Genomic DNA, 14,224 nt, shown 5'->3' with positions numbered 1-14,224 from the left:
GCAGGCGACCCGCGGCAGGCAGGGGTGAGCGGATGAGCATGATGGCCAGGATGGGCGGCGCGCGCGGCGGCCGGCCCGTGGACGAGGCGGCTCAGCGCAGGCAGAACGCCGAGGCGCCCCGGATCCCGAACCTCGGTCGCCGCGTGGTGACGCTGTTCCGGCCCTACCGGAACCGGATCCTCACGACGGTCCTGCTCGTCGTCCTCGGCGCCGCGCTCGGCGTCATCCCGCCCCTGCTCGTGCAGCGCGTCTTCGACGACGCGCTGTTCCCCCAGGACGGTTCCGGTCCGCAGCTCGGGCTGCTGGTCACCCTGGTCGTGTCGATGATCGGCCTGTACCTGCTCTCGTCCGGGCTCGGCGTCGTGCAGACCTGGCTCACCTCGACCGTCGGCAACAGCGTGACGGGCGACCTGCGGGTGCGCCTCTTCGAGCATCTGCAGGCGATGGAGCTGGGCTTCTTCACCCGTACCAAGACCGGGGTCATCCAATCGCGGCTGCAGAACGACGTCGGCGGGGTCTCCGGCGTCCTCACCAGCACGGTGACGAGCATCCTCGGCAACACCGTGACGGTGATCGCCTCGCTCGTCGCCATGATCCTCCTGGACTGGCGGCTCACCATCATCGCGGTCTGCGTCATGCCGATCCTCGTGCTCGTGCAGCGCCGCGTGGGCCAGGTGCGGGCGCGGATCGCGGGCGAGACGCAGGAGTCGCTGTCCGAGCTCACCGCGATCACCCAGGAGACGCTGAGCGTCTCCGGGATCCTGCTGTCCAAGTCGTTCAACCGGCAGCGCTCCGAGTCGGCCCGGTACCAGGCGCAGAACCGCACGCAGATCCGTCTGCAGGTGCGTACGGCGATGAGCGGGCAGGGCTTCTTCGCCGTCGTCTCGGTGCTGATGTCGAGCGTCCCTGCGATCATCTACCTGGTCGCGGGCTTCCTCGTCGCCGGAGGCACCGGATCCATCAGCGCCGGCGCCATCGTCGCGTTCACCACCGTGCAGGCGCGGCTGCTCATGCCGCTGATCGGGCTCATGCGCGTGGCGCTGGACGTGCAGACCTCGCAGGCGCTGTTCGCGCGCATCTTCGAGTACCTCGACATGGTGCCGCAGATCACCGACGCCCCCGACGCCCTGCCGGCGACCGCCGCCCCGGGTCCGCGCGGACTGCTCGAGTTCCGTGACGTGCGCTTCCGCTATCCGGACGCATCGCCGACCGCGCGGGACACCCTGCAGGGGGTCTCGTTCACCGCGGAACCCGGGCAGCACGTCGCCTTCGTCGGACCCTCCGGGGCGGGCAAGACCACGATCCTGTATCTCGCGCCCCGGCTCTACGAGGCGAGCGGGGGCGCGGTGCTGTTCGACGGCGCCGACGTGCGCACGCTGACGCAGGAGTCGATCATCGACGAGATCGGCATCGTCTCGCAGGAGACGTATCTCTTCCACGCGACGATCCGCGAGAACCTGCTCTATGCGAAGCCGGACGCCACCGAAGACGAGCTGGTCGCGGCGTGCACGGCGGCCAACATCCATCACGTGATCGCCGGATTCGAGCAGGGCTACGACACCGTGGTCGGCGAGCGAGGGTACCGCCTGTCGGGCGGCGAGAAGCAGCGCATCGCGATCGCACGGGTGCTGCTGAAGGATCCGCCGGTGCTGCTGCTCGACGAGGCGACGTCGGCGCTGGACACGGTCTCGGAGCGCGTCGTGCAGGAGGCCCTCGACGAGGCGGCCCGTGGCCGCACCACCCTCACCATCGCCCACCGTCTGTCGACCGTGATCGGCGCCGATGTCATCCACGTCGTCGAGGAGGGGCGGATCGTCGAGTCCGGCACGCACGCGGAGCTGCTCGCCCACGGCGGCCTGTACGCGGATCTCGCCGCCCAGCAGGTGGCGGCGGCGAGGATCGACGACGACATCCGTTCGGCCTGAGCGCGGATCCGGGGACCGGCGACCGCCCCCGGACCCGACACTCAGTGCGCCGAAAGGCCGCCGTCGACGAAGAGCGAGTGCCCCGTGACGTACGCCGAGCCCGCGCCGGCGAGGAACACGGCCGCCCCCGCGAAATCGGAGGGAAGGCCGTTGCGCCCGATCATCGTCCGCGCCGCGAGGGCCGCGATCTGCACCGGATCCTCCTGCAGACGCGCGTTCAGCGGGGTCAGCACGAATCCGGGGACGAGGGTGTTGCTGGTCACTCCGGTGCCTCCCCACGCCTCGGCCTCGGAGCGCATGAGCGACTCGACCGCGCCCTTGGAGACGCCGTAGACGCCGCTGCCCACGAAGGCGCGATGGGCCTGCTGGGAGCTGATGTGGATGAGGCGTCCATAGCCCCGCTCGGCCATGCCGACGGCGTAGCGCTGGCCCAGCAGGAACGGGGCGAGGGAGTTCACGGTCATCGTGGCGTCCCAGTCGTCCTCAGTGATGTCGGCGAAGGCGGGACGGATGTTGATGCCGGCGGAGTTCACGAGGATGTCCGGCTCACCGAACGGCGCCGCCGCGGCCTCGGCGACCGTACGGATCCCCTCTCGGGTGCCGAGGTCGCCGACGACGCCGGCGGCGCGGCAGCCGAGGTCGGTGAGCTCGCGCACGGTCTCGTCGACGCGCTCGGCGCCGCGCGCGACGATCACGGTCGCCGCTCCCGCTCGCGCGAGGGCGGTCGCGATGCCGCGGCCGATGCCGGAGCTGCCCCCGGTGACCACGGCCGTGCGGCCGTCGAGGGAGAACAGTTCGGAGAGGTAGGCGTTCATGGTGGTCCTGTTTCTGACGGCGGCGCAGGGCGCGCGCGGTCGGGGACGGGCCGCGGCTACCAGCGCAGCGCGGCGACGAGGGAGGGATCGACGCGGGCGTCGGAGAACTCCGGGAGCGCCTCGAGCTCGTCGAGGAAGGCTCGGACCGCCGCGGGATAGGCGGGGTCGGGGTGGGTGCCGGCGATCTCCTGGAGCGGCGGCACGTCCATCGCGAGGATGAGACCGAGCCTAGCGGCCACCGCGGCATGGGCGCCCGCATCGTGCAGCACCGCGATTCCGCCGCGGAGGGCGGCGAGGTAGTCGCGCAGCACCGGCAGCCGGTCCTTGCCCTGGGTGATCGAGCTGCCGTCGGCGCGCAGGCGCCACCGGACGACGGCGTCGGGGATCACGTCGAAGGCCCGCGCCGACGTGTACATGCGCTGTGCGACGATCTGGTCCTCGTAGGCGACGCCCTCGGGGAACCGCAGGCCGTCCCAGAAACCGGTGCGGCTCACCTTCGACCACGCCACGATGTTCGCCGACGCGGCCGGGTGGTCGAAGATCGTCGTGCCCAGACGCTCCGGATCCGTCGCGGCCGCGACCCAGGGCTGGATCCGGCCCGGCGCGTAGCGCTCGCCGTCCCAGCGCGAGCGCACGTAGGCACCGGCCACGAAGTCGCTGCCGCTCGCGGCCAGCGTGCCGGTGAGGCGCTCGAGCGCCGACGGGGTCAGCTCGTCGTCGCCGTCGAGGAAGCCGACGTAGTCGGTGTCGACGAGGTCGAGCGCGGCGTTGCGGGCGCCGCCGAGCCCGCGGGGCTCGGTGTGGTGCAGCACTGCGAACCGCGGATCCGCCTCGGCCGCGGCGGCGAAGATCCGTCCGGTGTCGTCGGCGGATCCGTCGTCGACGAGCAGGGCCCGCCATGCGGTCAGCGTCTGCGCGCGCAACGAGTCCAGCGCGGCCGGAGCGAAGGCGGCGATGTCGCGCCCGGGCACGATCACGGTCACGAGCGGGGCAGGCACCCTGTCAGTCTAGGAGCGCGCCCGGTCGGTGGCGCCGGGCGGGTCTCGCGCCGTGCGCCGGCCGTCAGGAGCGCACGGCGGCCACGGCGTCGGCGACCAGTGCGGCCAGCCGCTCCGGTGCGTCGCCGGGGAGTCCGGTGCGGCCGAGCGTGAACCGCACCGAGGTCTGCGCGACGGCCGGTGCGACGCCGCAGGCGAGCAGCACGTGCGAGGGCTCGTCGCTGCCGGCCGCGCACGCGGATCCGCTCGAGGACACGACGCCGCGACGCTCCAGCTCCAGCAGCACGGCCTCGCCGGAGACCTCGCTGAAGGTGAAGCTCGCAGTGCCGGGCAGCCGCCGGACGGGATCCCCCGTGAGACGCGCCGACGGCACGGCGGCGAGGATGCCGGCGATGAGCCGTGCGGACTGCGCGCCGACCTGCGCCGACGCCGCGGAGCGCTCGGCCTCCGCGAGCTCCAGCGCCGTCGCCAGCGCGACGGCGCCGGCGACGTTCTCGGTGCCCGACCGGCGGCCGCGCTCCTGGCCGCCGCCGTGCACGAGCGGTTCGAGCGGCACGCGTCCGCGCACGGCCAGCGCGCCGATCCCCTTGGGAGCGCCGAGCTTGTGCCCGGCGATCGCGACGGCATCGGCCCCGAGGCCGACCAGGGGCAGCCAGCCTGCGGACTGGACGGCGTCCACGTGCACCGGGATCCGGCCCGAGCCCGTCGCCGCGGCCACGATGCCGGCGATGTCCTGGACGGTGCCGATCTCGTTGTTCGCGTGCCCGACGGCGATCAGCGCGGTGTCGGGGCGGATCGCGGCCGCGATGTCGGACGGATCCACCCGACCCGTGCCGTCGACGGGCACGAGGGTCGACTCGACGCCGTGGAACCGCTCGAGGTGGTGCACGGACTCCAGGATCGACTCGTGCTCGATCGGCGTCGTGATGACGTGACGACGGCCCGGGGAGAGCGCGGCGAGCACGATGCCCTTGACCGCGAGGTTGTTCGCCTCGGTGCCGCCGGCGGTGAACACGACGTCGCCGGTGCGCATGCCGAGCACGCGGGCGACGCGCGCGCGGGCGCCCTCCAGCCCCGCCGCCGCGGTCTCGCCCACCGTGTGGTGACTGGACGGGTTGCCGAACGCCCGGGTGAGGTACGGTGCCATCGCCTCGAGCACCTCGGCGCGCACGGGGGAGGTCGCCGCGTGATCCAGGTACAGCGGACCACTCATGTCAGTCGATCCGCACGTCGAGCCCGAGGTCCAGCGCCCGCGCGGAGTGGGTGAGCGCACCCACCGAGATGACGTCGACCCCGGTGCCGGCGATCGCGCGCACGGTGTCGAGGTTCACGCCGCCCGAGGCCTCCGCCGTCGCACGGCCGGCGATCAGTGCGACACCGGAACGGAGGTCGTCGAGGGAGAAGTTGTCCAGCAGCACGGTGTCCGCACCGCCCTCGAGCACGGCGGGGATCTGGTCCAGCCGGTCCACCTCGACCACGACGTGCGTCGTGTGCGGCAGTGTCGCGATGGCCTCGCGCAGCGCCGTCGCGAGATCCCGCCCCCCTCTGCGCAGCACGGCGAGATGGTTGTCCTTCGCCATCACCGCGTCGGAGAGTGAGAAGCGGTGGTTGCGCCCGCCGCCCGCCACGACGGCGTGCCGCTCGAAGGCGCGCAGACCCGGCGTGGTCTTGCGGGTGTCGGCGATCCGGACCCGCTTGCCGTCGGGGCCGGCGCCGTCGACGGCGGCGACGTAGGCGGCCGTGAGGGTCGCGATGCCGCTGAGGCGCTGCGTGAAGTTAAGCGCCACTCGCTCGGCCGTGAGCACGCTGCGGGCGGATCCCGTCACGGTCGCGAGCACGTCACCCGCGGCGAAGGCGTCGCCGTCCGCGAAGTGCAGATCCACCGAGATGGTCGGGTCGGTCAGCGCGAACGCGGCGGTGAAGACGTCGCCCCCCGCGAACACCCCGGGCTCGCGGGCGACCAGGTCGGCGGTGGCGGTCGCATCGACGGGGAGCAGGGCGGTGCTGGTCAGATCGCCCCAGGGGGCGTCCTCCTCCAGGGCGGCGCCCACGACGCGGTTCAGGACGGCGGGGGTGATCATCGCGCTCCGATCAGGGCGGGGGCTTCGAGGTGATGCGCGCCGACCGAGACCGGGCGTGAGAGGGCGGCCGCGATCATCGCCTCCGCGAGCTGGAGCAGGTTGCGGTCTTCGACGGCCGTCCGGGTGAGGCCCTCCGGCGGGCGCCAGGAGCGGACCGTCGCGAGCGCCTGTCCGAGCCCGTCGGGGGTGCGCAGCGGACCGACGAGGTCCCACATGAGCTCCTGCAGGGCGGGACGGGAGAACGGGGTCCGGCGGGATCCGTCCCCGACGCCCGCCGCCTGTTCCCGGGGCCGCTGCGGCGCGCTCGAGGAGTCCCGCGGAGAGGCCGAGACGAGCGCCGCCGCCGCGCGTGCGCCGAACACCGCCCCTTCGAGCAGCGAGTTCGAGGCGAGCCGGTTCGCGCCGTGCACCCCGGTGCGGGCGCACTCGCCGACCGCGAAGAGTCCGGGCAGGGTGGTGCGTCCGTCGATGTCGGTGACGACGCCGCCCATGAGGTAGTGCGCCGCCGGGGTCACCGGGATCGGCTCCCGCGCCCAGTCGAAGCCGCGCTCGTGCGTCACCCGGTCGATCGTCGGGAAGCGCGCGGCCAGGCGGTCGGCCCCGAGCGCCGTGGCGTCGAGCCGCACCGGGGAGCCCTGCTCGGCGGCGCGGCGCACGATGGCACGGGCCACGACGTCGCGCGGGGCGAGCTCGCCGTCGGGGTGCGCGTCGAACGCGAACCGCCGGCCGTCGTCGTCGATGAGGGTCGCCCCCTCGCCGCGCACCGCCTCGGAGACGAGGAAGGCGGGACCGGGGGAGACGAGGATCGTCGGATGGAACTGCACGAACTCCAGGTCGGCGACCGCCGCGCCGGCGCGCAGCGCCGCGGCGATGCCGTCGCCGGTGCAGACGACCGGGGCGGTGGTGTGGCGGAACAGCTGGCCGGCGCCGCCCGTCGCGAGGATCACCGCGTCGGCGGTCACCTCCTGGAGGCGGCCTTCCGCGAGGAGCAGCGCGCCGCGCACGCGACCGTCGGCGGTCAGCAGATCGACGAGCACCGCATGCTCGCGGACCGGGACACCCGTCTCCCGCAGCCGGGCGCACAGCGCGGCGGAGATCCCGGCTCCGGTCGCGTCGCCGCCCGCGTGCGCGATGCGCGCCGCCGAGTGCGCCGCCTCGAGCCCGAGCCGCAGCGCCCCGGCGGCGTCGCGGTCGAAGGGCACGCCGCGCGCGATGAGCTCGGCGATCCGCGCGCTCGCGTCGCCGACCAGCACCTCGACGGCCTCGGGATCGGACAGCCCGGATCCGGCGACCAGGGTGTCCTCGGCGTGCGCGGCCGGGGAGTCGCCGGCCCCGTAGGCGCCCGCGATCCCGCCCTGCGCCAGCGCGGTCGCGCCGTCGCCCAGGGCGTCCTTCACGACCATCGTGACGCGATGGCCAGCCTCGTGCGCGTGCAGCGCCGCGGTGAGACCGCCGATGCCGCCGCCGACGACGAGGACGTCCATCAGCCGACCGCCACCGGAGGGCGTGCCGCCAGCATGCGCTCGAGCGCGACCCGCGCGGGATCCGCCACATCGGCGGTCACCGTGATCCGGTTCGGCGTGCGTCCCGCCACGAGCTCCTCGAGCACCCAGGCGAGGTAGCCGGGGTGGATCCGGTACATCGTCGAGCACGGGCAGACCACCGGATCCAGGCAGAAGATCTCGTGCTGCGGATACTGGGCGGCGAGCCGGCGCACGAGGTTGATCTCGGTGCCGATCGCGAACGTCGTGGGCTCGGTCGCGGCGTCGATCGCACGGCGGATGAAGTCGGTGGATCCGGCCTCGTCCGCGGCGTCCACGACCTCCATCGGGCACTCGGGGTGCACGATCACCCGCACGCCGGGGTGCGCGGCGCGCGCCTGGTCGATCTGGGCGACCGTGAAGCGGCGGTGCACGGAGCAGAACCCGTGCCAGAGGATGACGCGCGAGTCCTGCAGCTCCGCCGCGGAGGACCCGCCGAGCGGACGGCGCGGATTCCACAGCGGCATCTCGGAGAGCGGCACGCCCATCGCCTTCGCCGTGTTGCGTCCGAGGTGCTGGTCGGGGAAGAACAGCACGCGGCGGCCGCGCGCGAAGGCCCATTCCAGCACCGTGCGGGCGTTGGAGGAGGTGCACACGATGCCGCCGTGCCGGCCGACGAAGCCCTTGATCGCGGCGGAGGAGTTCATGTAGGTGACGGGGATCACGGGGACGAGGCCGTCGGCATCCGGTGCGTCGAGCGGGCCGAGGACTTCGGCGAGCTGCTCCCAGCACTCCTCGACCTGGTCGATCGAGGCCATGTCGGCCATCGAGCAGCCGGCCGCGAGGTTCGGCAGGATCACGGCCTGGTCGGGTCCGGAGAGGAGGTCCGCGGTCTCGGCCATGAAGTGCACGCCGCAGAAGACGATCGCCTCCGCATCCGGGTGCTCCTTCGCCGCGGTCGCGAGCTGGAAGGAATCGCCCACGTAATCGGCGTGCTGCACGACCTCCTCGCGCTGGTAGAAGTGCCCGAGCACCACGACCCGTTCGCCCAGAGCGGCCTTCGCGGCGCGGATCCTCTCGTGCAGCTCGGGCTCCGCGGCCTCGCGGTAGGACGCGGGCAGCTCGCCCTGGCGCGGGGCGCCCGTGGGGATCACGTCGCCCATCGAGGATCCGGGGCCGTACCCCGGGATGGTGTCGAAGTTCCACGGGCCGGCGGCGAGATCGGTCGCGCAGGTCTCCTCGGTGGAGGCGCCGGAGACGATCAGCTGAAGCGCGTGATCGACGGAGGGATCGAGGAGGGGGGAGGAGGACATGGCGCGCCGCCTTCTGGTCGAATCGACATTTAGTGTCGCTGAGTACACATTAAGTCGAAATGACCAGAAGTGCAAGCGGAGGGGCGGGAGGGCCCGGGAGCGCGGCGCCCTGAGGGGCTCAGGTCTCGGAGCAGTAGCGGTACAGCCGGGCGGGCCGATGGTTGCCGGTGCGGAACGACTCGGTGGGGACGAGCTCGCCCGAGCCTTCGAGCAGGCGGCGGAAGTTCGACGGATCCAGACGCCGTCCGAGCACGGTCTCGTAGACCTCGCGCAGCTCCGCGAGGGTGAACTCGTCGGGGAGGAGCCCCGCCGCGATCCGGCTGTAGCCGACCTTGTTGCGCAGGCGGTCGAGGGCGTAGGCCGCGATGCGGTTGTGATCGAAGGCGAGCGGGGGGATCGCGTCCACGTCCAGCCACTCGACGTTCTCGGGCGCGCCGGCCGCCGAGCGCTGGGCGTCGACGAGGTCCGAGCGGAGCAGGGCCCAGTAGACCACCGAGATCGTACGGTTCGGTGAGCGATCCACGTCGCCGAACGTGTACAGCTGCTCGAGGTAGCTCGGCGTGAGTCCGGTCGTCTCGGCCAGGGTGTGCGCCGCGGCCGCGTCGAGGTCCTCGTCGACGCCCAGCCAGCCGCCCGGCAGCGCCCACATCCCGCGGTACGGCTCCCGGGTGCGCCGGACCAGCGGCAGCATGAGCCGGTCGCCGTCGTCCGAGGCGCGCAGGGAGAAGATGACGGCCGAGACGGCGACGCGGATCGCGTCGTCCTCTGTCCTCGCCTGGGTCACACCACGAGCCTAGGGCGAGGATCCCCGTTCGGGCGACGATGGCCCGCCGACCCCTGCGCCCGCGCGGGCCGTGCCGCTATGCTGGGGGGATCAACTGAACACGTGGCCGCATGGTCCGCGCGGGAGAGTCCGGTGATCGCAGCCGGACACCGAAGGAGCAAGCCTCCCCGCCAATCTCTCAGGTAACCGCACCGCGCAGATCCGGCCGCTCTGAAAAGCGATTCCAAGCGAAGCGAGATCTCCACCTCTCGTGTCACGCTCCCGGGATCCGCCGACGGTGAAAGCCCTCGCGCACGCGCGCGGGCGAAGCTCTCAGGCTCATGACAGAGGGGGAGTTCTCGGATCCGCGCGCCGCCCGGATCCTCACCCATCCGCACGGGAGAGCTCCATGACAGACGCCCGCTACACCCCGCTCCGCGAGCGCCACGAGGCGCTCGGAGCCTCGTTCACCGATTTCGGCGGCTGGCAGATGCCGGTCCGCTACACGTCCGACCTCGCCGAGCACCACGCCGTGCGCGAGGCGGCCGGGATCTTCGACATCTCGCACATGGCCGAGTTCACGATCCGCGGCGCCGGCGCCGCGGAGTATCTCGACTACGCCCTCGCCGGCCGGCTCTCGGCTCTCGCGGTCGGCAAGGCGAAGTACTCCCTCCTGCTCGCCGAGGACGGCGGGATCATCGACGACGTCATCGTCTACCGGCTCGGCGACGAGGACTTCCTCATCATCAGCAACGCGGGCAACCGCGACGCCGTGCGCGAGGCGCTGCTCGCCCGCACCGCCGATCGTGAGGTCGTCGTGGCGGACGTCTCCGACGACTACGCGCTCATCGCCGTGCAGGGTCCGAACGCCGAGGCCATCCTCGCGGAGACCGCGGGCATCGACGAGGTCTCCGTCCCCTGGGCGGAGCAGAAGTACTACGCCTGGGCGAGTGCGGACTACCAAGGCAAGCCGCTGCTGCTCGCGCGCACGGGCTACACGGGCGAGGACGGGTTCGAACTGCTCGTGGCCGCCGCGGACGCCGCGGCACTCTGGGACGCGGTCGTCGCCGCCGGCGCGGAGCACGGGCTCGTCCCCGCGGGTCTCGCCGCACGCGACACCCTGCGCCTCGAAGCAGGCATGCCCCTCTACGGGCACGAGCTGAACCGCGAGACGAAGCCGGCCCAGGCCGGGCTCGGCCGCGTCGTCGTCGCCGACAAGGAGAGCTTCGTCGGCAAGGACGGCATCACGCCGGCCGAGGGCGCGCGCGTGCTCGTCGGCCTGGCCGCCGAGGGCCGCCGAGCCGGCCGCGCGGAGTACGCGGTCGTGAGCGAGGACGGCACGGTGGTCGGCGAGATCACCAGCGGCGCCCTCAGCCCCACGCTCGGCCACCCGATCGCGATGGCCTTCGTCGACCCCGCGGTCGCCGACGGCTCCGTCCCCCTGTTCCTCGACGTCCGCGGGACGAAGATCCCCGCATCCCTCACCGCCCTGCCTTTCTACCGGAGGAAGAAATGACCGATCTGAACACCCTGCGCTACAGCGAAGAGCACGAGTGGGTCGCCGTGGACGGCGACAACGCCACCATCGGCATCACCGACTTCGCCGCCGACGCCCTCGGCGACATCGTCTTCGTCGAGCTGCCGGCCGTGGGCACCTCCTTCAGCCGTGGCGACGTCTTCGGCGAGGCCGAGTCGACCAAGTCGGTCTCCGAGCTCTACGCGCCGGTCGACGGCACGGTCGTCGAGATCAACGACGCCGTGGTCGGCGACCCCTCGCTGGTCAACTCCGCCCCCTTCGAGGGCGGCTGGCTGATCAAGGTCTCCATCGCCGCGGGCGCGGTCGACGGTCTGCTGGACCGCGACGCGTACGTGGCGCACACGGAGGGCTGAGAGTGACCTCGTTCGCAGACCGCCACATCGGCACCACGGCCGACGCCCAGCGGGCGATGCTCGACGCCATCGGCATCGCGTTCGGCGCCGATGAGCGCCCCGTCGACGCGCTCATGCGCGAGGCCGTGCCCGCTTCGATCCGCTCGGCGGCAGACCGCGTCAGCGTGCTTCCGGCCGCCGCGAGCGAGGCCGAGGCCCTCGCCGAGCTGCGCGCCCTGGCCGACGGCAACACGGTGAACCGCGCCATGATCGGCCTGGGCTATTACGGCACCATCACGCCGAGCGTGATCCAGCGCAACGTGCTGGAGAACCCGTCCTGGTACACGGCCTACACGCCCTATCAGCCGGAGATCTCGCAGGGCCGGCTCGAGGCGCTGATCAACTTCCAGACCATGGTCTCGGAGCTGACCGGCCTCGACACCGCGAACGCGTCGATGCTCGACGAGTCCTCCGCGGTCGCCGAGGGCATGCTGCTCGCGCGGCGCGGATCCAAGTCCGCCTCCTCCGTCTTCGTGGTCGACGCCGATGCGCTCCCGCAGACCAAGGCACTGCTCGCGACGCGTGCCGACGCCGTCGGCATCGAGCTCGTCGAGCGCGATCTCGCCGCGGGCGAGACGCTGCCCGAGGAGCTGTTCGGCGTCTTCGTGCAGTACCCGGGCGCCTCCGGCCGGATCTGGGATCCGTCCGCGGTCATCGACGCGGCCCACCTCGCCGGCGCCCTCGCCGTCGTCGCGGCCGACCTGCTCGCGCTCACCCTGATCGCCTCGCCGGGATCGCTCGGCGCCGACGTCGCCGTGGGCACCACGCAGCGCTTCGGCGTGCCGATGGGCTTCGGCGGGCCGCACGCGGGCTACATGGCGGTGCGCAGCGGTCTGGAGCGGCAGCTCCCCGGTCGCCTCGTCGGCGTCTCGCAGGATGCGGACGGCCACCCGGCCTACCGCCTCGCGCTGCAGACCCGCGAGCAGCACATCCGCCGGGAGAAGGCCACCTCGAACATCTGCACCGCCCAGGTGCTGCTGGCCGTGATGGCCTCGATGTACGCGGTCTACCACGGCCCGGAGGGGCTCAGGGAGATCGCGACCGGCGTCGCGTCCAAGGCGCGCTTCCTGGCCACCCAGCTGGAGAAGGCCGGCGCCGAGATCGTGCACGCGGACTACTTCGACACGATCACGGTCCGCGTCCCCGGCCGGGCGCAGGCGCTCGTCGCCGACGCCCGCGCGGCGGGGATCTTGCTGAACCCGGTCGACGCCGACACGGTGAGCATCGCCGCCGACGAGACTACGACCTACGAGGACATCCTCGCGGTGGCGACGGTCTTCGGCGCGGGAGAGGGATCCTTCGCCTACATCCCGGTCACCAGCGTGCCCGCGGCCCTCGCCCGTCAGGACGAGTACCTCACGCATCCCGTGTTCCACGCGCACCGCTCGGAGACCGCCATGATGCGGTATCTGAAGAGCCTCGCGGACCGGGACTACGCGCTCGACCGCGGCATGATCCCGCTCGGATCCTGCACGATGAAGCTCAACGCGGCGACCGAGATGGCGGCGATCACCTGGCCCGAGTTCGCGCAGCTGCACCCGTTCGCCCCGGAGGCGGACGTGCGCGGCACGCTCGAGCTGATCGACCAGCTCGAGGCGTGGCTCGCCGACGTGACCGGTTACGACGCGGTGTCCCTGCAGCCGAACGCCGGTTCGCAGGGAGAGCTCGCGGGCCTCCTCGCGATCCGCGGCTACCACCTCGCGAACGGCGACGATCACCGCACGGTGTGCCTGATCCCGTCGTCCGCGCACGGCACCAACGCCGCCTCGGCGGTGCTGGCCGGCATGAAGGTGGTCGTCGTCGCGACCGATGAGCTGGGAAACGTCGACCTCGACGACCTGCGCGCGAAGATCGCGCAGCACGCCGACGAGATCGCCGCGCTCATGATCACCTACCCGTCCACGCACGGCGTGTACGAGCACGACGTGCTCGACATCACGGCGGCGGTGCACGCGGCCGGCGGTCAGGTGTACATCGACGGCGCGAACCTCAACGCGCTGCTCGGCTACTCCCGGTTCGGCGACCTGGGCGGCGACGTCTCGCACCTCAACCTGCACAAGACGTTCGCGATCCCGCACGGCGGCGGCGGCCCCGGTGTGGGCCCGGTCGCAGCCAAGGCGCACCTCGCTCCGTACCTGCCCGGGCACCCGCAGGCCCAGCGCGAGACGCACGCGGGCGGCTACGTCTTCGAGGGCGGTCCGGTCTCCGCGGCGCCGTACGGATCCGCCGGCGTGCTGCCGATCTCGTGGGCGTACGTGCGCATGATGGGCGCCGACGGCCTGCGCGACGCGACGGTGGCGGCGGTCCTCGCAGCCAACTACGTCGCGGCGCGTCTGAGCGAGCACTATCCGGTGCTGTACTCGGGGGAGCAGGGCCGGGTGGCGCACGAGTGCATCCTCGACCTGCGCCCGCTCAAGGAGGCGACCGGGATCACCGTGGACGACGTGGCCAAGCGCCTCATCGACTACGGCTTCCACGCCCCGACCATGTCGTTCCCCGTCGCGGGCACGCTCATGGTGGAGCCCACGGAGTCGGAGGACCTCGGTGAGCTGGAGCGCTTCGTCGAGGCCATGATCCAGATCAGGGCCGAGGCGGCCGAGGTCGCCGCGGGCGTCTGGCCGGCCGACGACAACCCGCTCGTGCACGCACCGCACACCGCGGCCTCGCTGCTCATGGGGGAGTGGGATCACGCCTACTCCCGCGAGCAGGCGGCCTACCCGACGCATGCGCTCATCGCGGGCAAGTACTGGCCGCCGGTGCGTCGCATTGACAACGCCTACGGCGACCGCAACCTGGTGTGCGCCTGCCCGCCCGTGGAGGCGTTCGCGCTGTAGTCGTCGAGACCCGATGAAGAGCCGTCGAGACGCCCCGGAATCCGCTTCCGGGGCGTCTCGTCGTTCAGGTCACCAGTGAATAACG

Annotated in this window: 11 protein-coding genes and 2 riboswitches; of the genes, 4 read left to right on the top strand and 7 right to left on the bottom strand. The window is 72.5% G+C overall.

Going from position 1 to position 14,224, the window contains the following annotated elements; all coding sequences use genetic code 11:
• Positions 1 to 41 precede the first annotated feature (41 nt).
• Positions 42 to 1,925, top strand: a complete 1,884-nt coding sequence (locus WFJ01_RS07055) for an ABC transporter ATP-binding protein (RefSeq protein ID WP_442927993.1) — start codon at positions 42 to 44, stop codon at positions 1,923 to 1,925.
• Positions 1,926 to 1,966: 41 nt separating this feature from the next.
• On the opposite strand, the gene WFJ01_RS07050 is transcribed toward WFJ01_RS07055, so the two are convergent.
• From WFJ01_RS07050 to WFJ01_RS07020, 7 genes are all read right to left on the bottom strand, one after another.
• Positions 1,967 to 2,740, bottom strand: a complete 774-nt coding sequence (locus WFJ01_RS07050; protein WP_251446934.1) for an SDR family NAD(P)-dependent oxidoreductase — start codon at positions 2,738 to 2,740, stop codon at positions 1,967 to 1,969.
• Between the two features lie 56 nt (positions 2,741 to 2,796).
• Positions 2,797 to 3,738, bottom strand: coding sequence for a glycosyltransferase family 2 protein (locus WFJ01_RS07045; protein WP_336628640.1), 942 nt, complete (start codon positions 3,736 to 3,738; stop codon positions 2,797 to 2,799).
• A 64-nt stretch (positions 3,739 to 3,802) separates the two neighbouring features.
• Positions 3,803 to 4,951: a cysteine desulfurase family protein gene (locus WFJ01_RS07040; RefSeq protein ID WP_336628639.1), complete on the bottom strand. Its 1,149-nt coding sequence runs from the start codon at positions 4,949 to 4,951 to the stop codon at positions 3,803 to 3,805.
• A 1-nt stretch (position 4,952) separates the two neighbouring features.
• On the bottom strand, positions 4,953 to 5,819 hold the full coding sequence (nadC, locus tag WFJ01_RS07035) for a carboxylating nicotinate-nucleotide diphosphorylase (protein ID WP_251446943.1): 867 nt from the start codon (positions 5,817 to 5,819) through the stop codon (positions 4,953 to 4,955).
• On the bottom strand, positions 5,816 to 7,303 hold the full coding sequence (gene nadB / locus WFJ01_RS07030; RefSeq protein ID WP_336628638.1) for an L-aspartate oxidase: 1,488 nt from the start codon (positions 7,301 to 7,303) through the stop codon (positions 5,816 to 5,818). Before nadB ends, nadC begins: the two co-directional genes overlap by 4 nt.
• Positions 7,303 to 8,613 (bottom strand): quinolinate synthase NadA, encoded by a 1,311-nt coding sequence (gene nadA / locus WFJ01_RS07025; RefSeq protein ID WP_336628637.1) that lies wholly within the window; start codon positions 8,611 to 8,613, stop codon positions 7,303 to 7,305. The genes nadB and nadA overlap by 1 nt, the downstream gene beginning before the upstream one ends.
• A 118-nt stretch (positions 8,614 to 8,731) precedes the next feature.
• Positions 8,732 to 9,397 (bottom strand): NUDIX hydrolase, encoded by a 666-nt coding sequence (locus tag WFJ01_RS07020; protein WP_336628636.1) that lies wholly within the window; start codon positions 9,395 to 9,397, stop codon positions 8,732 to 8,734.
• Between the two features lie 110 nt (positions 9,398 to 9,507).
• A riboswitch (glycine riboswitch) is annotated at positions 9,508 to 9,601 on the top strand.
• Between the two features lies 1 nt (position 9,602).
• A riboswitch (glycine riboswitch) is annotated at positions 9,603 to 9,731 on the top strand.
• A 54-nt stretch (positions 9,732 to 9,785) separates the two neighbouring features.
• On the opposite strand from WFJ01_RS07020, the gene gcvT reads away from it, so the two are divergent.
• Genes gcvT through gcvP form a run of 3 tightly spaced genes read left to right on the top strand, consistent with a single transcriptional unit; the run spans position 9,786 to position 14,139 of the window.
• Entirely contained in the window at positions 9,786 to 10,892 is a 1,107-nt protein-coding gene (gcvT, locus tag WFJ01_RS07015) for a glycine cleavage system aminomethyltransferase GcvT (protein ID WP_336628635.1), read from the top strand.
• Positions 10,889 to 11,266, top strand: a complete 378-nt coding sequence (gcvH, locus tag WFJ01_RS07010; protein ID WP_295034476.1) for a glycine cleavage system protein GcvH — start codon at positions 10,889 to 10,891, stop codon at positions 11,264 to 11,266. The genes gcvT and gcvH overlap by 4 nt, the downstream gene beginning before the upstream one ends.
• A 56-nt stretch (positions 11,267 to 11,322) precedes the next feature.
• Positions 11,323 to 14,139, top strand: a complete 2,817-nt coding sequence (gene gcvP, locus WFJ01_RS07005) for an aminomethyl-transferring glycine dehydrogenase (protein WP_442928044.1) — start codon at positions 11,323 to 11,325, stop codon at positions 14,137 to 14,139.
• Positions 14,140 to 14,224: the final 85 nt, after the last annotated feature.

This window comes from Microbacterium sp. MMO-35 (assembly GCF_037147555.1).
Classification (GTDB): domain Bacteria; phylum Actinomycetota; class Actinomycetes; order Actinomycetales; family Microbacteriaceae; genus Microbacterium.
Note: the sequence above shows the minus strand (reverse complement) of the source record. Positions and strands in the feature narration are given on the sequence as shown.